The organism is Carboxylicivirga fragile (genome assembly GCF_050589805.1).
Classification (GTDB): domain Bacteria; phylum Bacteroidota; class Bacteroidia; order Bacteroidales; family Marinilabiliaceae; genus Carboxylicivirga; species Carboxylicivirga fragile.
This window is the reverse complement of sequence record NZ_JBNGOY010000023.1, coordinates 7,012-29,552: the sequence shown is the minus strand read 5'-3', so window position 1 is coordinate 29,552 and position 22,541 is coordinate 7,012. Positions and strand designations below refer to the sequence as shown.

General features: G+C 39.7%; 1 protein-coding gene. It reads right to left on the bottom strand.

What is annotated here, in order from left to right:
• Positions 1-32: 32 nt before the first annotated feature.
• Positions 33-22,421, bottom strand: a complete 22,389-nt coding sequence (locus ACRD7B_RS11520; RefSeq protein ID WP_430824711.1) for a PKD domain-containing protein — start codon at positions 22,419-22,421, stop codon at positions 33-35.
• Positions 22,422-22,541: the final 120 nt, after the last annotated feature.

Here is a 22,541-nt window from a genome sequence, read left to right as displayed (position 1 = left end):
AATGCAATTCACTACTTTAGGTTAAAATTAGCTTATCTTATTAATAATATACTACCTGTTTCCTGGAATTCACGACCATTAACAAATCTACCAGAAGCCTTAAATACATAAACGGCTTGCGGCGCTAATTTATTCTGATACATACCATCCCAACCTTCATCAACATCATGACTTTCAAAGATTAATTGTCCCCATCTGTTGAATATCTGAATGTGATACTCTTCCACATCCCTATACTTAGGTTTAAAGATAGCATCATTTCTTTCACCAATGTCACCTGAACTACCATTTCCTCCCGGACGAGGAGCAAAAGCATCTGGGAAACTAACAAATCCACTCATCTTAGCTTCAACAATATCTTCCTGAATAAAGGTATCCTCACAACCATATTGGCTTTCTACCCTTAAAGTGATATCGTAAAAACCAGGATCCTGATATTCGTAAGATGGATTGTGCTCCTCTGAGCTACTTCCGTCGCCAAACTCCCAGAACCACTTAACAGCATCAATTGATAAGTCGTAACATTTAACAGACTCTCCAGGAATATAAACTACTTCTGGTCCAACACTAAAGTTAGCCGTAGGATGATCATGCACAGTAATCATTTCACTATATACTGCATCGTTACCATCTGGCCCTTGCACAGTTAAAATAGCTGTATATCTTCCTGGATCTTCATAAGTATAACTTGGATTACGCTGATCAGATACGCCACCATCACCAAATTCCCATGACCATACGCTTCCACCTACCGAATAGTTCGTGAATTTAACATCCAAAGGATAACATCCTTCACTCACATCAACAGTAAATCCTGCTTCAGGCACCTCTCTATAATCAATGGTTACCTCATCATAAGCTGAACAACCATCCGTTTCAATTGTCCAACGGAATGTACTCTTACCTACTGGTAAATCACGAACAGTTGAATTGAAAAAGTTAACATCATCAAAGGTACCACCTCCGGCAACTATGGTCCATGTACCAGTCAGGCTAGAGCCAGGATTGGCCGCCTGCATCGCATATTCCGGTTCATAGGTAACATCATCTTCTCCGGCAAATGGATTAGCCAGGTTACTTGTAATCTTCACCTCATCTTCTGTTGTACACTCTCCTGATTCGCCATAAGAAATAGTCCATTTGAACACATTCTCACCAAATCCAAGATTGTTTACTAATGTATTGTACTTAGTAGCGTCTTCGAAATCACCTGATCCACTAATCACGGTCCATATTCCTGTTCCTGAAACTGGATTATTCGCGTTCAATACAATGTAGTCATCACATGTATTTCTATCAGAACCAGCTTCAGATTGATCAGGTACCTTATTGGTAATTATAACTTGGTCGGTAGAGAAACAACTACCATTTTGAATTGACCACATTAGGATATTCTCATCAAAACCAAGATTACGCACTGTAGTTTTTGGATCAGTTACATCTTCAAAATCACCGCGCCCGGAAACAACCGTCCAGGAACCAACACCATACTCTGGTGCATTAGCATCCAATTGTGACCAGTCCCTGCAATCAAATACATCAGGCCCTGCATTAGCAATACTAGGTGAATTATTCTCTACGATAATTTCATCCATTAATGTACACTGACCTTGTGTTAATGTCCATCTTAGAACATTCGTGCCAGGATTTAAATTGGTCACTAATGCTGATTCGCTTGTAGGATCATCAAAATTACCAGCACCAGATTCAATTGTCCATAAACCAGTAACCCCTGGATAAGCATCAATTGGATTCGCTTTAAGCCTTAATTGAGGTGTACACAACTCTTCATCTTTACCTGCATAAGGTTCCGGAGGTCTATTATTAATTACAAGTACCTCATCAGACAATGAACAAATACCATTCTGTACCGTCCATCTGAATACATTATCTTTTGATAAACCAGTAACTTCAGTTTTAGGATCATTAATATCGGCAATCGTACCCGATCCGGACAAAACTTCCCAACGACCAACACCAATTGAAACAGCGGTGGCATCTAAAGTCGTCACATCCTCACAAATAGTTTGACTATTGCCTGCATAAGCATCACTTGGTGAATTATTCGTTATGGTAACTTCAGCAGAAGTTTCACATCCCTTATTAAGAATCGTCCATAACAAGCGATTATCACCTTTAGCTAAATTTCTAACCGTTGTATTTGGATTATTCTGATCATCAAATACCGCTTGACTAGATCCACCAATTACAGTCCATGTACCAACACCAGGACTCGCATTATTAGCTTCCAGAATTGTTTCATCACTACAAATTGGTTGATCAGGCCCAACAGCAGCATCAATTCGATTAAAGCTTATTTGAACATCATCAATTGACACACAACTCTGATGCGTAATTGTCCAACGGAAAATATTATCACCAAATGCCAGATTACTAACAGCACTCGAAGGATCGGTAATATCTGTAAATCCACCAGAACCTTCGCGAACCGACCATGCTCCCTCACCAATTGTAGGTGCATTACCTGCTAATACTGCATTTTCGATACACAAGGCTTGATCTGGCCCAGCCAATGATTTAGTTGGGTTATTATTAGTAATTGTAATATTACTTACCGAATTACATCCATCATAACTGATTGTCCATGTTAAGACGTTATCTCCCTGGTCAAGGTTTCGAACCTTCGAATAAGGATTATGTGGCTCGTCAAAATAAGCTGAACCAGAACCTCCAACAACTCCCCATGTGCCTTCACCAGGGAATGCTGTATTGGCTTCTAATAATGCAGTATCAGCACAATTAATCTGATCGAAACCAGCTACGGACTGAATGTAATTATTAGCAATCTCAACATCATCAGACGATGTACAACCATTATTATCAATGGTCCAACGGAAACGGTTTTTACCAGAGCCTATACCAGTTACATTCGAATTTGGATCGCTAACATCCGTTATAATACCAGATCCGCTTATTAACTCCCAGGTTCCAACACCATATTGTGGAATATTAGCTGATAAATTAACATTATCAACACAAATAATTCTATCCTGCCCAGCAAAAGCAGTAGATGGTTGATTATTAATTATAATCACATCATCACTAGAAACACAGCTACCGGATGTTATCACCCATGTAAGCACGTTTCGACCTGGTGCCAGATTTTTCGCCCAGTTTCCTACGAAATCAGCAGATCCTTCACTTACTCTCCATTCTCCAACACCAAAAGTTGGGGTATTTGGTCGTAACTCCATTGAATCGGTACAGATCACCTCATCCTCACCAGCATAAGCAGTTGTAGGCAACATATTAGTAATCCGAACGGTATCTACTGAGCGACAAGTTAATTGTGCTATCTCATATTTCAACACATTCTCACCTTGTGCTAAACCACGCACGAAGGTATTCGGATCCTTTTCATCGTCAAAAGTACCGCTTCCACTAATTATCGACCACGTGGCTCCACCTGTAGCAGGAATGGCAGGAATATTAGCTTCTAACTGATAGCTATCACCACAAATTTCTCTGTCCGGACCAGCATTGGCAGTGGTTACCTTATTATTAGTAATGATTACGTCATCAGTTGAAGAACTGTTGGTATAATAAATAGTCCAACGGAATACATTGGCCCCAGGACCAAGGTCATATACTCTTGTTTTTTGATTGTGAATTGATTCGATCTTACCCGAACCAGTTACAACAGACCATTCTCCAATACCTACATCAGGATCGTTAGCCTGTAAGATGGTATAATCTTCACAGATTTCCTGGTCAAGGCCTGCATCGGCATCAATAGTCTCTCCGTTAGTAATAATCACATCATCAAACTCGGTACAACCAGCGTTATCAACCGTCCAACGGAAGACATTGTCACCACGTCGCAATCCTGACACTTCACTATATGGATCTGTAGCATCAGCAATGGCACCACCTCCTGAAATTAGACTCCAAGTTCCAACTCCAGCTGTAACCGGTGTTGCATTAAGGAAAGTGGTACCTCCAAAGATAATTTGATCAGTACCTGCATTTACCGGATAAGGTGTATTGTTGTTTATAATAACCGTATCTCTCGACTCACATGAGCTATATGTTATCTTCCAAATAAAACCGTTGGCTCCATTCTGAAGGCCTCCAACAAGTGAATGTGGATCATTAATATCAGAGAAGGTTGCTCCTCCAACTCCAGGTAAGACACTCCATTCACCTGTACCTATAGTAGGCGTATTTGCTTTCAATGTTGTAGTTCTACCGCAGATAACAGAATCCTTACCAGCATTTACATATACATGCAGGTTAGTGATCATTATGTCTGCACTTGAAGTACATCCATTTTTAATAATACTCCAACGGAATACATTATCGCCTTCTTGTAATTTACGAACAGTGGTAATTGGATCATTTACATCATCAAACTCTCCTGATCCTGATACAATCGACCAGAAACCTGTTCCTTCACTAGGTAAATTACCAGAAAGCACAGCATCATCAGAACATAATACTTGATTACTACCTACCGTAGCTTCAGTTGGTTCATTGTTAGTGATTATTATTTCATCAGTACTTATACAACCATCTTGGGTTAATTCCCAAACCAATCTATTAATACCGTAATCAAGACCTGATACCGTCGCGGTTGGTGAAAATGCATCATCAAATGAGCCTGCACCTTCTCCAAGTGGAATATACCAACGTCCGGTAACTCCAGATGGAGGCACTGTAGCATCTAATAACAATGTTCCGTCACAAACCGTTTGATCTGGACCCGCATCTACTTGTAAAGTATTATTACGAACAGTTATGTCAGCGTATTTGCCACAACCATTCTTATCTACCGTATATCTAAATACATTATCACCGTAATCCAAGCCAGTTATTAATGTAGATGGCGTATTAGGTGAATCAATAACACCAGAGCCACTAACCAAAGTCCATTTGCCACTTCCTTCAACAGGAGGCACAGCATCTAAGGTCACCTGATTATCACAAACTGCAAGAGAAGCACCTTGTGTAATTATCACATCTGACGGTTCATTATTAATCACTTCAACTTCGCCATAGCTTTCACAACCATTCTGAATCAATGTCCATCGGAATACATTTCTATCCGGCATCATATTAGTTACAGTCGTATTAGCCTGATCAGTCACCGAGAACGAAGCTGTAGAACCAACCGGGAACACTGCTTCCCAAAGTCCAGTTGTATTTGCTGTTGATATTATCGTTCCAGATAAAGAGGTTGAACCATTACATACATTGGTGCTAGCTGCTGTTGCTGTTACCGATAAAGTATTATTTCGAATGGTTACCTCATCGTATACATCACAATCATTAAGCCCTCCGGTACTATTGTTGGTAACTGTCCAACGGAAAGTAACATCGCCCCTGCTCATATTGGTAACATTACTATTATGTGCATTTACATTTGCAATTACAGCATATCCGGCAACAACTTCCCATTGTCCCGACCAAGCAGCATTGATACTAGTTGGATCAGTCGCATTTAATGTATATGAATTTCCACAGTGACTTGGATCATCCGTTCCTGCATCAGCCGTAGGTAATGGATAAACATTAACCACTTGAGTAGCTGTATTAGGTCCATCGCCACAATTATTAACCGCGGTTACCTTAACATCACCAGTAATCACATCCAACATAGGATCTAAATTAACTAAGATGCTTGCTGCTGAGTCATCACCTTGAATAATGAAGCCTGTAGGTAATTCCCAACGGTAACTAGTTGCATTAGCAACAGGATCAACACTAAAGGTAATATCCGTTGATCCTTGACAGAATTCGTTTGGCCCAGTAATGGCTCCAACCGCTTCTGGTAATAATTTAGCTGGGATCCAACGTTCTACTACTTTTCCATCACCACATGCATTTGTAGGATATACGTTTAGATAACCTCCTGTAAAGTTGACATCAAAGTTTAATGCAACGGCCATTGTTCCATTACCCGAAATAATGGTGCTATTGGCTGGAGCTGTCCAAACATATCCTCCATCAGCATCACTTACCGGATCGATGGTATAGGTAACACCAGTTGCCGATTGACAAACTCCGTCTGTATCGTCTGTACTATTAATAGCAGTAATATCCCCTGGTAAGAGGTTAACCGTTACGACAGCCTGAATTAAGGCTCCAGTAGGCATAACACAACCCTTAGCATCAACCACGTTGGTAATTACATAAGTTGTAGTTTCAGTTGGTGAAACAGTCCAATTATAAGTAGAACCACTACTTGGACTCACGCCCATTAGCTTCTCTTCCCCATTTTCTTCGTAAGTAATGGTATAAGGCGTTTCATTTGTTACTAGATCAATAACCAGAACAGCATTATCTCCAATACAAATATCCTGACTTCCTGATAAGCTTACAGAAGGGTTTGGATTCAGAATAACATCTACAACACCGACTCCTGCATTATCGCAAGTATTATCATCTGTTACATTACTAATACGGTAACTTGCATCAGCTATTGGTGTATCAGTAAAAGTAAATGGACTTGTAAGAATACCTGATTCAGTAAAGGTTGTTCCATTATTATCGTCCACCCATGTGATCGTCCATGGTGCTTTACCTGTAAGCGCCACACTTAACTGCACTTCTCCACCATCACAAACCTCGCTTGATCCTGTTATAGTAGCCGTAGCCAAACCATTTACAGTAAGCGCAACTATACCACTTCCTGTACCTTTCAAGCAAGTCGACGTTATCGGATCAGCCACCTTAGTCACTTCGTAATTTCTAGAAGTGTTTGGAGAAACGGTATGTATAAATGGTGTTTGATCAACAGTTACTTCAGTATAAGTGAAACCATCGTAAACAGTTACTAGCAAATCACCTTGTGTTGCGTAATCCCAATTTGTTGTTGTTAAGGCCAAATTAAAATTATCACCATCACAAATGGCAGAGCTACCATCCTGCGAGTTAATGGCCACTTCAGCAACTGGCTGAAGTATTAACTTAACATCGCTCGCCTGACAAGAACCACGATTCGGTGCTTTAGTGTCAAAGTCGGCAGCATGGTCAGTAACAGTAATTGTATAATTACCTACTGGCAAATTAGAAAAGCTAAAGGCTGTATTCTCTAACACATCAGCTTTAGAGTTGTAATAACCTTCAGCACTTACTATCTCGACTAAGTAATATCCCGAAGCGTTTGGACTACCTCCACCAACTAAGACATTTATTTCACCAGTTGATGTTCCATAACAATTCACATCACTTACTTTAGTTGTAGTAATTGTTAATGGTGGATATTCGTTAACTGTAATATTTCTCGAAACTGTTGGAGAGCTAGCATCATCAACAGTTACAGTATAAACACCTGGTAATCTATCAACCAACTCAATACGTGTATTACGCGTATCGATATTTGTACCTGGCCCATTTATTTGAATGCGATAATCTGTATCATCAATTTTAAAACCACCAAAAGGCACTATTATTAATTCTCCATTATCTAAGCCATTACAAGGACTAACATGCATCACCGTTTCAACAAAACCAAGCGCTTCTCCCGGTTCTGAAACCTTAATACCGGTATAATCGAAACTACAGTTATTTTGATCGAAAGCAATTACATTATAGGTTCCTGAACCTAATCCAGTAGCTGGATTGGTTGTGCTAACCACCGTTGCTAAATCACTTTGTTCGTACCATTCGAAGGTATAAGGTGATGCGCCACCTGTTACAGTTACCGCTATTTCACCATCAGTAAACCCAGGTGCTGTAGCATTTGTTACATCAGGGTTAGTCACGGTTACATGTGTAGCAGGTTCACCCACATCAATATCTCCTGAAGAAAGCACACACCCATTTTCATCGGTTATTGAAAGCGTATATGTTCCAGCCAATAAATTTGTAGGATTCGTTCCTGTTGCAGGACTTGGTCCCGTCCAGAAATAAGTATATGGAGCTGTTCCTCCAGTAACCAATACCTCTATTTCACCCAGGGCTTCATCTTTACAAAGATTATCTATGATATTAACTACATTAATATTAATACCATCAGTTGGTTGAGTTATCGTATAAACGTTGGTATAAGTACAACCCAATGTCAGATCTTCTACTACAAGTGTATAGATACCTGCAGGTACATTATTAATTGCAGCTGTAGTATATACTCCACCATTCCAATCGTAACTATAAGAACCGCTACCTCCATTTACAACGGCAGATAAACTACCCGTAGATGCGCCATTACATTTCACATGGTCAATAGCTACATTAACCGATAATCCAGTAGCATCATCAATGGTAAATGATCGTGTAATTTCACAGTCAGTTCCACCGGATATTCTTCCGTCGCGAATTACCACCGTATATGTTCCAGCTGTTAAACCATTTTGATTTTGAACACCAGGTGTAATATAAGCCGGGTTACCATCAGCAGTTGACCAGGTGTAAGTATAATTACTATCACCACCAACTACATCAAAGGTAATACTACCATCGTTATTGCCAGCACATGTAACATCTGTCACCACTACGTTAATCACATCAATGGCCTGGGTTAAAGTAGCTGATAATGTTGTTTGACAACCTGACCTCGCTGGATCGGCATCTGTAATTACAACGGTGTAAGTACCACCCGTTAAGCCACTTTGATCTTTGGCTCCAGCCACTATATTAGAAGCATCACCATCACTTGTGCTCCAGCTATATAAATAAGTACCTGACCCACCACTTGGCGTTAAAACAATAGCTCCATTTGTTCCATCACATTGCGTATCAGTTATCGCTAATGTTCCAGATATAACATCAGGTTCTACAATTGTTACATTCTGAGATGCCGTACATAAGTTAGCATCAGTAACTGTAATTGTATATGTACCTCCAATTAAACCACTTTGATTTTTATCGCCTTGGATGATACCACCACCAGCTGGATTCCAATTGTATGTATATGGCGCAGCTCCACCTTGGATATCTATATTCACATATCCATCACCATCACCATTACAGGTCACATCGCCCTTATCGTCGACACTAATGACAATTGGTTGAGGCTCATTTACATTAATTGTATATGTACGACTACAAGCCGTTCCGTCCGACTCAATGTTATCTGTAATAGTTAAGACATATTCTCCAGCTGTTAATCCACTTAAGTTTGGTGTCGATTCAGAGAATCCTGCATCACCAGTTTTCGTCCAATCATAAGTAAACGAACCACTACCACCTGTTAAATTAATGGCAATAGCGCCTGTTGTACCAGCATTACATTTCACATCGGTAACAACTGGCGCAATAAATACTTCATTTGGTATTGTAATCTCATATGAAGTAGAACAATCATTTTTATCCAATACTTGTACGGTATAAGTACCACCCATACCAACGTCAAATCTTAGATAATCAGCTGGATCAACGGTAATAACCCCTGGTCCGGAAACATTGTATTTGAAATCTCCGCTGGCCGGATCCTGATTACCCGTTCCACCAACTAAATTAAATATCTCGATGGTTCGGATATAAGGATCACAACTCCTAATCAGGTATCGTAAATTAAAGTTAAGTGCTTCACTTGCTTGGTTCACTGTAAATGTTTCAACAGCATAACACATTTGCATATTTATAGCATCACTTACCTGAACTGTATAATCACCAGCAACCAGGGCGGTAAGATCTTTATCCGTTTCATTGGCTGGCGTTATACCAGGGCCAGTCCACAAATAATTTACAGTCGCTCCAACGCCAGTAACATCAAGCGTAATTGATCCAGTAGCATCACCAAAACACTCAACATCAATAATGCTTGCGTCAACTAATATTTCGTTGGCATAGCCTATTACAAAGTCATGCGACACAACACAGCCTCTTCCAGCCGTATCATCAATGGTTAAACGATAGGTTCCTACCGATAAACCATCTTGATCTAATGTATTCGGATCAAAACCTACACCACCATCAGGAGATGTCCAGGTATAAGTATATGTAGGTGAAGCTCCAGTAATGCTAACTCCTGTAATTTTACCATCAGCAACACCTTCACATGTAGCATCCTGCTCATTCCCACTTATATCTATCAACTCTAAAGTGAACGGATAAGTATAAATACACTTGTCAACACTTTGAGAATTTTGATCGTAAACCTTAAGTACATAATCGTCTGGCAATAAACCACTAAACGTTTCCCTTAATGTATTACCAGCCAAATTACTTACGGAACGCACAATAGCTGCTCCACTTGAAGGCTCAAGGGTAATCATGTAGAAATGACTACCTACCACAACTCTACCTCCTGTAATATCGATTTCTAATTCACCATCTGGCCAACCTGCTCCGTCGGCTTCACAAGAAATAGTTTCCGTTATTACCGCCACATTAAGTGCTGCAGGTTGCTTAATCTCATTATTAATAACAGAGATGGTACAATTATTATTATCAGTAACAATTACATCGTAAAATCCTGCATTTAAATTTTCAATTACATCGTTGGTTTGGCCAACTGGTAAGACCACATCTCCTGAACCGTAATTGTAACGATATGGCTGAACACCACCATCAATAACTAATGATAATTCACCAGTATTGTCACCATTGCATGTAACAACATCTATCGGCGCTACGGTTAACGTTAAAGCATCAGGTTCAACAATTGTGTATTCTAATTCAACCGGACACGAGGTACTTAATAAGGTTGCTGTTACACGGTAACGACCTGCATCACGACCTGTAATAATAGGATTGGTTTCACCCGCTATATCAGCAAAGGCTGCACCATTCCACTTAGCCCATTGATAGCTATATCCAAAACCACCTGTCACACTAACTCCGATTTGTCCATCGATGCCACCATTACATGATACATCATTGGTTTGAGCAGGGACCAGACTTATCGTTAACTCGTCAGGCTCACTTAATATGATATCTGTCGAAACAGTGCATGTTCCATTATAGCTTACAGTTGCAGTGTATGTTCCTTGTAAAGCTAAACCACTAATAGTTGAATTAGCTCCAACCGTACCACTTAAGCTATAACCTCCAGGCCCTGTCCAATAGATTGGATAAGCACTAACATCAGTAATACCTTGAACCACGTTTACTTGCAAGCTACCATCGGCAGCCCCAAAACATGAAATTGGTGAATTAACACCTTCAATTACGGTTACTTCTTCAGCTTGTCCTACTACAATTACTTTCGACAATTCTGAACTATTTCCATCCGTAATCTTTATGGTATAACTTCCCGCGTATAGATCTTTAATCTCGTAATTGCTTGCGATAGCTGCATCATTATCAGTAACGGTGCTTCCATCGAATAAAGTACCATCCCATTCAATATCAAAAGGAGCTTTTCCTCCATTGATAATAACTGAAATCGTACCAGTATTACCACCATAGCAGTTAATTACATTGGCAGAAACTGAATAATCCAATGCTTGTAATTCATCAATATCTAAAGTATTTGATGCAGAACATGTAGCTGAATTATCTCTAACCGTATATGTGTAAGAACCTGGCACTAAATTATCGCGTGTCCATAAGCCATCAAATGCAGCTCCATCAGCCCAAGTTATGGTATATGGCGCAACTCCACCAGTAGGTGGATTATCAACCACTATCATTCCATCATTCGCTCCTACAACTGAAATTTGCGTCACAGTCTCTGAAATAACAATAGACGTTGGTTCATCAATAACATAAGTCTCAGACACATTACATGTACTGTTATAATTTACTGTAACCGTATAGTTTCCTGGTAACACGAGATTAGGTTGATCACTTGTTGTTCCTGCTGGTCCCGAAACAGAGAATCCACCTGGGCCAATCCAGGTCATGGTATAATTATTTATATCCGCTGGAAGATGTCCACTCAAGCTTACTTGGAGATGCCCATCTCCTGCACCAGCACATGAAATATCATCCTGAACGATATTATTAATCACTAATTCACCAGGTTGAGCAACAACTATTGAATAAGCTATCTCTGCTCCTTTTGAATCAGATATTTTAACATTATAAGTTCCTGCATATAGATTATTTATTTCGTGATTCGTGTTAATACCAGCACTCGTTCCGCTATCCGTACTTCCATCGAACAACACAGCATCCCACTGAAGATCATAAGGACCAACTCCACCCGTTAATACCAATGCTATCGTTCCGGTTTGGTCGGAATAACAATTTACATCGATAACTGTATATGTATAATCCAAGGCATCAACATCAAGGATAGTTGCCGTGTATGATTCAGAACAACCAGCACCAGCATTATCAGTTATAGTGAAATCATAAGATCCTGGAGCCAGAAGTGATCTGGTCCACATTCCATCAAATGCACCTGCTCCATCAGACCAAGAAATGGTATAAGGAGCAACACCACCTGTTGGAGGGTTGGTCACAATAATCTGTCCATCATTTGCTCCTGCAGAAGATATATGAATCTCTGTAAACGTTGTAGTTACAGCACTTGGCTCATTAATCGTATATGTTTCTGATACCGCACATGTTCCATTATAATTAACAGTAACCGTATAATCACCAGGTAGTACCAAGTTAGGCTGATCACTAACTGCACTGGCCAAACCAGCAACCGCAAATCCACCCGGCCCAGTCCAGCTCATGTTGTAATTGGCCATGTCAGCTGGTAAATGTCCTGCCAACTCAACCTGGATACGACCATCACCTGCACCATTACAAGAGATATCGTCCAATACAAGTTGATTAATAACTAACTCATCAGGCTGAGTAATGACAATATTAGTTTTTGTCATTGTAGCCCCGTTATCATCCGTAATTGTAACAGAATATGTTCCTGCGTATAATGGTTTTATCTCATAATTTGTTGTAATATCTGTATTCGAACCTGTATCTGTACTTCCATCATACAGCGTTCCTGACCAAGCTATATCTAAAGGTGCTTTACCACCAGAAACAGTTACTGCTAAAATACCTGTTTGAGCAGCAAAACAATTAATTGTATTTGGCACCACTACAAAATCAAGTGCCGCCACATCTAATATGGTAACTGGCTGAACAAAAGTACAAGTATTAGCATCAGTAATTGTGTATGTATAAGTTCCGGGACTTAAATTAGTTCTTGTCCATAAGTCATCAAAAGCAGCTCCATCATCCCAAGTAATTGAATAAGGTGCAAGCCCTCCAGATGGTGGATTATCCACAACAATCTGACCATCATTTAATCCCGCTACAGAAATATGTGTCTCGGTATGAGTCGCAGCAATAGCAGTTGGTTCGTCAATTGCTAATGTTAACGATACATTACATGAGCTATTGTAATTAACAGTGACAATATAGTTACCTGGTAATACCAGATTTGGCTGATCACTTGTTGTACTTGCCGGACCTGAAGCGGAGAATCCTCCAGGGCCTGACCAAGTCATGGTATAATTATCCATATCAGCAGGCACATGTCCACTCAGGCTTACTTGCAAGTGACCATCAGCAGCCCCATTACAACTTATATCATCCTGTGTCACTGTATTTATAACCAACTCATTAGGTTGAGTAACTACGATCGGATAAGTAATTACTGCACCTTTCGAATCAGTAACTTTTACATTATATGTACCTGCAAACAATGGCTTAAGCTCATAATTTGTAGTTATGTTATTGCTCGTTCCATTATCGGTTGATCCATCGAATAAAACGGCATCCCATTCAAGATCAAACGGTCCAGTTCCACCCGTCACAACCATCGCTATAACACCTGCCTGATCAGCATAACAGTTAACAGGAGTAACAGTGTATGTGAAATCTAATGCATTGGCATCTAATATTGTAGCTGAATAGGAAACTGAACATCCAGTTCCTGCATTATCAGTTATTGTGAAATCATAAGGTCCAGGAACTAAGTTCGTTCTCGTCCACATGCCATCAAATGCACCGGCGCCATCAGCCCAAGCAATAGTGTAAGGAGCAACTCCACCCGTAGGTGGATTGGTCACAATAATTTGACCGTCGTTAGCACCAGCTGAGGAGATATGATTTTCAATAAATGTAGTTGTTATCGCACTTGGCTCACTTATCGTAAAAGTTTGCGAAACTGCACATGTGCCATTATAATTAACCGTTACAGTATAATCACCTGGTAAAACCAAATTTGGTTGATCACTTACAGCGCTGGCCAAACCAGCAACTGCATATCCACCAGGGCCAGTCCAACTCATGTTGTAATTGGCCATATCAGCTGGTAAATGTCCAGCTAGTTCAACCTGAATACGACCATCGCCAGCCGCATTGCATGAAATATCATCCAATACAAGTTGATTAATAACTAACTCGTTAGGTTGAGAAATAATTGCGTTAGTTATGGTCTGTGATATGCTATTATCATCAGTTATTGTTACAGAATAAGTTCCTGCATATAATGGTTTTATCTCATAATTAGTTGCGACATTGGTATCTGTACCGCTATCAGTACTTCCATCATAAAGCGTTCCAGTCCATGAAATATCATAAGGCGCCGTACCTCCGTTAATATTAACCGCTAAAATTCCTGTTTGGTCGGCATAGCAATTTATAGTATTAGGCACTACACTCACATCAAGTGCCAAATTAGCCAATACAATTACATCCTGAACAAAGGTACATCCTCTACTATCTTCAATAGTAAATGTATAAGTTCCTTGAGATAAGTTATCGCGTGTCCATAAACCATCAGTTGCTGGAGCACCATCAGCCCAAGTTATTGTATATGGGGCAGTTCCTCCTATTGGAGGATTAGCGACAACAATTCGACCATCAGTTAATCCGACAACTGTTATATGATCTACCGAATAGGTAGTGGTCAAAACAGCAGGTTGTGTTACCGTGTAAAGAGGTGATACCAAACTACACAGATTGGCATCCATTATAGTAACCTGATAATCTCCCGCTGTTAAATTAATAGCTTTTGCTTGATCGCCATTTTGAGCTGGAGGCACATCCACACCAGTAGTCATATTTCGCCACTGATAAGTATAAACAGGCGTTCCGCCACTTACAATTACTTCGACTGTTCCATTGGCATTACCATTACAATCAACATGTGTAAGTATCGAATTATCAATATTAATAGCAGCTAGAGGCTCAGTTACAACCTCATCAGGAATGACTTTTATACAGCCATTACTCACATCCCGAACTTTAATACTATATGTTCCTGGTGCAAGGTTTTTAATAGGCGATGCCAACCAAGGCCCACCATCTAATGAATATTGATAAGTTCCCGTTGCAGGAATCGTAGCGAATGTTAATTCCCCATCATTTGCTCCATTACATGTAATATGTGTAACCGTAGCTGTTGTTGTAAAATCAACTGGCTCAGTTATTACTACTGGAGATGAGAGGGCCGATTCGCATGTTGGATTTATGCGATCTCTTACTTTAAAATGGTAAGTACCTGCATTTAATAAAGTAAAATCTGGCGAAGTTTGCCATGTTCCAATTTCCTGACAGTAATAATCGTAATCGGTAACAAGAGTACGGCCAACACCTGTTATGGTAATGGCTCCATCACCTGTTCCGTTACAAGTTAAATGCGTAATTGAAGATGCAAATAAATCAAGCTCAGCTGGTTGAATTAAATTAACCGAAACCACGTCAGTGGAAACACATGTTGCCAATGCAGCATCACGAACTTGAATATTATAAGTTCCTGCTCCAATAGCATTTATAGTATAAGTACCAGCAGGTCCTAATACCCATGCTCCACCATTATAACTATACTCATAAGTTCCAGATCCACCAACAGCGTTAACTGTAATGGTTCCATCAATTGCACCATAACATGTTGGATCTTGAGAAGTAGCCAAAGTGAGCTGAATTTCAGCAATTTCGCCAACCGTATAAGTATTGCTTAAACTACAGATACTATTTGCATCTGTAATATCAACACGGTAATCACCTGCAATTAAATTAATTGCATTGGCCGACTGTCCGCCATCAGCAAGAGAAACTGGCGTATTACTTGGCACATGCGTCCATTGGTAATTATACCCAGGTGTTCCTCCGCCCACTGTAATACTCACCGAACCACTCGCTGTTCCATAACAAGGGGCATCAGTCACAATTGCTGAAGTAATTGCTAATGCAGCTGCTGGCTGACTTATTGTTACAGATAATATTCTATCCTTTTCACACCATTGTACTGGAGCTGCATTAACTCTATCACGCACAGATACTTCATAAGTACCTTCGCTTAGATTAGAGAATACAGGATTAGCATCCCAAGCAGTAATATAATTTGTACCATCGTGCAAACGGAATTGTTTTAATCCAACTCCTCCTACAGCGAGTACTTCAAATTCACCATCGTTACCTCCATTACAACTAACATTGATATGACTTGCCAAAACTTCACTAATATTAAAATCAGCTGGTTGAGTTAAAGTCACACTCAGAATATTTACGCGCTGACATCCGACAGGATCTGCACTTTCAGCAATACTAAATTGGTAAGTGCCTTCGCTTAATCCAGAAAATACATTACTTGCTTGCCAAGCACCACCATCAATTGAGTAAACATAATTACCGCTTCCTCCTGCTCCTAAAAGCTCTATCTGCCCATCATTACCCAAATGACAAGTCACATTTTGAACGATTGGTGCGGTTAAACTTAACTGAACAACCTGACTAACATTCACCACGATTGTTGAACCAGTACATGTTGGGTTATCACGATCGCGTACCCAAACAGAATGATTACCAGCTACTACACCAGCAACTGTAAACTCATTTGTTCCATTATCAATCCAGTCTGCTGGTAAAGCTATTGAAGGATTAACACTTGAAAATTCATAAAATCCGTTTCCACCAAAAGCCTGTACAGTGAAAGAACCGTCTGATCCTCCATAGCAACTCACCTGATTATTAAGTGTTTCTACTAAACTTAATCCTGCAGCAGGTTCAGTAATAATAACATCAGTTCCTATCGTAAAGTTACATCTTGGATTAACAAGATCGCGTAAGTATACCGTGTAAGTTCCTGCAGCTAAACCAGAGAAAGTATGTAAAGTAGGATCCGTTGCATGGTTACTTGGGTAATAATTTGTTCCATCAATACTGAATAAATATTGACCTGAACCTTCCGAAGCTTGCACCATGAATGAACCGTCATTTCCTCCAAAGCATACATTATCAATATGATTCGTTGCCGGATCGTATTCAACTACGGCTAAAGGATTATCCGCAGATATGGTAATATTTATTAATTGAACACAGCCATTGGCATCTGTTACCGTAACACTATGTGTATCAACATCAAGTTCAACAGCTGTAATGGTAGTTTGATTATTCGCCGAAGCTGACCATGTAATATCGTAACCACTTGGGTAAGTCACTAAATCCGTAAAAGGCGTTCCACCTGTAATAATAAGTGTTGCACTTCCTTCACAAGTACCAGGACTTGAACAAGGCACACAACCAACATTAATTCGTTTACTTGCATCTTCACTTACAGAAAGTGCTAACGCAGGTTCAGTAATGTCAACTGAAAGTAAACTTGTTTTCTCACATAGCGATGGAATTGATAAGTCTCTAACTGAGAATACATAAGTATCATCTTCTAGTCCTGAGAAAACAGGATTAGCTGTCCATGCTCCAAGTACCGGACTTTCCATACGATACTGATATGAGCCACTACCGCCTCCTGCTAATAAAGTAATAGAACCATCGTTATCGTCCTTACATGAAACAGGTGTTACGTTTGAGGTCGTCAGCGTCAATTCATATTGTTCAACAGAAACGTCGCCGCTCATTATCGCAGAGCAACCTACTAAAATAGCTCTTACAGTATATGTACCTGTTGCTGTAAAATATCTATCTGCTCCTGTAGTTGTATTATCATCGGTAAAATTAAATGCTCCACTTGCAACAGGCGTATAAGTTGCTGCAGGAATTACCGGATTATTATTTAGTAACAATTCATATTGAACACCAACGGTTGCAGAACCCAGGCCAATAAATACGCCAGGGATGGCCGCATCATTACAATAGGCTCCACCTCCCGTAACTACATGAGTAGTAGCAGGTGCGTCCGAAATAATAATAGATTTTTCGAAATAGGTATCACAGGCATCTGGATTTGTATAATCGTAACGAATCGTGTACGTTCCAGGTGTCATCAACGAAGGATCCAATGTAGCTATTCCATCATCCGCTACACCATTATCTAATCCTGGTCCGCCACCTAATAGAATATAGTTCCCAACTCCAGCTCCAACAACCGGACTAGCAACTAAATTAATTATTGCCGAAGAACTACAAACATTGTCACCATCGTTATACCCTGAAAAAGTAACAGGTGTACTTGCTAGAACCGTAACCGTTTGAATCAAGATACGTTCACATAAATCTCCTGATTTAATAAACTCTACTTGCACCTCATAAACACCCGGCCCAACACCTGGGTCGAGAGTAGCGGTATTGTCTCCATTATCTGTAATAAATAATGAAGGATTGCTATTGTTTGTTGATGAGAATGTTGCAGTACCCGTTGCAGCATCTGCACCATTCAAACTAATAATACTTGTTCCAACATTTTCGCAATAAGTATTATTTAATCCACTAAACGAAATATCTACTTCGGCAACAGTCGCATTACGCGTTGAAGTGGTTGTACATGTAAATCCATTTACCGTATTTGTAACCTGATGAGAAATTGGGTTTTGAGCTGGAGAAAATACAACGTTTGGATCAGAAGGAATAAAGAATGAACCTGCTACTCCATTTCCACTAAAGAAGCTTGTGATATTTGCTGGAGCGACTACTCCATTAGGCGTTAACAAAGCATTCGCATCATTAACACAGAAAGTTGTCTGCTCTACACCACCATTAATTGGGAAGGTAAATGTTGCATCAATTGACTCAACAATCTGGAAGTCCGTTATTAAGGTATTGATACATCCCGCATTATTGTATGTATATATCAAACGATAGGTTCCATCTCCATAGGCATCGAAGTAGGTCTTAGGATTTAGCTTATCATTATTTCCATTAGGAATACCCGATTCAATAGGTGTAACAAAATCACTCGGTTCATAAATTGAGAATGTTCCACCAGCTTGATTAGCTGTTAATGTCTTATACGTATTATCGTTACTACAATAGTTAGCACCAAAACCAACCATGTTCAAAGGTGTACCTATCGTAATAGTAATATTTGCATTACCTGTACAATTGCTTACAGGGTCAACATAAGTAAAAGTAATATTATGAACTCCGTTACCAGCATCGAATGGATTAAACAGAACTGTACCATTAGCCACATCTGGTGTGTTAAGCGCAGCAGGTGTTGAACATGTGAATGTACCTCCCACATTACCACCTGATAAAAGACCTTCTAACAAATAATCAGTATTGTCATCTTGACAAGGATTAGCAGGAACTGCACTATTTATAGTAATTGCTCCATTAGCTAAATCATAAACAATTGTTGTTTCAACATCCTCTGCCACACAACCATTACCATCGGTGTATTCATAACGAATCGTGTAAATATTATTAAACGCACAGTTGGCAGGATTGAATGATAGTGTACCTGCATTTATATCTGTTGTATGTCCAGGGTCAAAACCGGCTCCACCAATTATTGTATACAATCCTGTACTTGAACCAGCTACAACAGGAGGCCAACCCGAAATAGTTTGTGCCCCTTGGTCAGAACAGAAACTTGATGGAATATTGGCATTTGGTGTTGTAACCGCATACTCTACTATTAATATCCCTGTGCGTAAAACCAATGTACAAGAGTTATTCACTACTCGCACCTCGTAATTACCCGCCAGTACATTATTAAAAGTAACACCACTTGCATTAATGGCAGTAATAGTCTGATCAACAGTACTTGTCCCCAGGTTATAAAGTTCATAATCAAGGTTGGCTTGCGAGGCAGCTACAATTATACTTATACCTGTTTCGTTTGAACAATAGTTATCATCAGGAATATTTACTACTTGTGGTAATGGTTGTGTTTCAACCTCTAAGAAGTCAGTTAAAAACTTACTACATGTTCCCACTTCGGCATAAACAGTATAATAACCAGGGCCTAGTGTATTAAAGGCAACTGGATTTGTTCCATTACCAAGCAAACTCAAACCCGTAGAAACGGCAGGTGCCCCTTCATACAAAGTATAGGTTACACCAGCTTCGCCAACAGGAATAATAACATCACCCGTTCCGCAAACCTGACCACTGGTTGTAAATGCCAAATCATCCGGTTCTTTATGTATAGTAATTGAACCTGCTAACCAATCTTCACAAGTATTAAGAGCCGTTACTCTAACAGTATAGAGTCCGTCTGCCAATGTAGTATTTAGATTAAAGAAATTTTTTGTACCAGCAGTACCATCTCCCACTATGGATGCAATCGGTATAGCTACATTTCCATCCAATATTAAATCATAGGTTACACCAGCTTCGTTGGCATTGATTCCAATATTTCTCAACTCATTACTACAACCATCACCACCAACAATATTAATTCCAGTGACAATAGGCGCTTGATCAATATTGAATGAACCAGTCATATATTGTTCACATGCTCTACGTGTCGCCCAAACCTGATAAGCCCCAGGAGCAGTAACCCCTGTAAAAGATATGGCAGTACCTGATACATTCCCATCAACGGGAGCAACAGTAGTGTGAGGTGCTCCGTTAAAATACAAGGTGTAAGTGACACCATCTTCAGAAGCATCTAAACCAAACACATGAGTCACATTGGAACATCCAGCTCCGGTAATACGAGTCATATTCTGGAGATTTGGCATATTATCAATATAAACGATGCCATCCATCAATACAGGTGTAGCAGCATCACAAGGATCAACAGCATATACCTGATAAAAACCTACAGTACTCACATTCCATGTTAAAGTTGTACCATCACCAGTTTGTCGTGATGAAGGTGCCACTTCAACGCCATTGCGTGTCAAATAGTATTCTATATTATTTTGCGAAGCAGGTACATTAACTGTTGTAGCAGTAGGTGTACAAACATCTGTTCCATTTATTGTTAAAACAGAAGGTGTAGCAGCAGGTGTAAAGGTAAAATTAGCCGCCATAGGTAAAACGGAAGATGTTATACAACCATTCGCATCTGTTACTTCCGTTAATTCAATAATGGTATTGGCATTACGTGAACCGCCTAAACTTGTTGTTAAATTACTATTATCACTAACTGTAATAAAACGATCAGGTCGCCCAGATTCTTCAAGTTTTAATGTGTAATTCAATGTTCCACCTGTAATTTGTCTTCTAATGGTAGGTGCATAAGTTGTTAAGCATGTACCTGGTTGAACTGCTTCGAAAACATTAACAATAGGACTTGTTGTGCCAACTACATGTGTGTTTGAAAGTTTCCAACACTGATCATCTGCTGAGGAAGTCATTTTCAATTCATAGGCTCCAACTGCATCCGTAGTTGTAGGATTTATTGTACCCATGAGTGGATCTTCGGCACCATTCCTTATCCAAGATAGATCATAAGCTCCTATATTTCCTCCACTAAATGTTGCACTCAGGGTAGTAGTTCCTCCAACAGGATTTTCACAAATATCTCCACCAACTAACAGCGCATCAGGCAATATATTTTCAGTTACCTGTACTGTATTCGAAATATAAGTGGATCCACAACCATCAACTTCTACATAGTAATCACCTACCTGAGTAATTGGAAAAGTACCAACATCTGTGGCTACCAATCCTCCATTTCTGTACCATCGATATGTATAATTTGTAACATCAAATGGTAATACTTCCAAACTAAGACCAAGTGTATGAACCGCAGCTTGACATGCGGAAGCACCGCCTTGAACACGCACCTGAGTACCTGCAATATCAGAGATCATAATCTCATTTGTCCTTATTTGGCAACCATCATCATCAACAATAACAGCCCAAACAAGATCTAGATTATCATATTCATTCGTCTTTATTTCACTTTCCGACCCTCCTGGTGGCCAACTTCGGTTAGGAACATTAGCAGCCCATACCTCAGAAGTACCATCGGAATCATGAGTTACCCAATAATCAAATGTCTCTAGTCCAAAATCACCATCCCATGGAATCTCAAATAAATGATCCGATTTCCCACAAAGTACCACCCCGTTAGAATTTCCTGATTCATTTAAAAGTGACCAAACACCAACATCCGCAGTTACTGGCGTGTTTACAGTTAAAACATAATCATTTCCTCCCTGGTGATGCCACGTTATGGTATATGTATTCCCCAAAACAAAACCAGAAACAATAGCTAAAGGATCATTGACATTTGTAAAAGTTAGTGCTGGACTTGAACTCCAATAACCTTTATTCCGATGACCATTAACAGGTACCGGCACCATATCGTCAAAAGTATTACCCAATTGTAATACCCCATCAGCACACGCATTAATCTGCGCACTACTATTCGGTATAAAAGCCACAAACAACAATAAGATTAACATCAAAGATGCAATCTTTCCACTTAATCTATTTTTGATTAACGCTTGGGTATATATGCCCATTATATTATTCTTATTGATTAAACTAGTCCCTTTTCGAATTTTTCCTTAAGCCGTTCTACGCAAATCTAACAAAAATTGTTTGCTCAAGCGGCCGTTTTTTTAACAAAAAAACAGAATGTT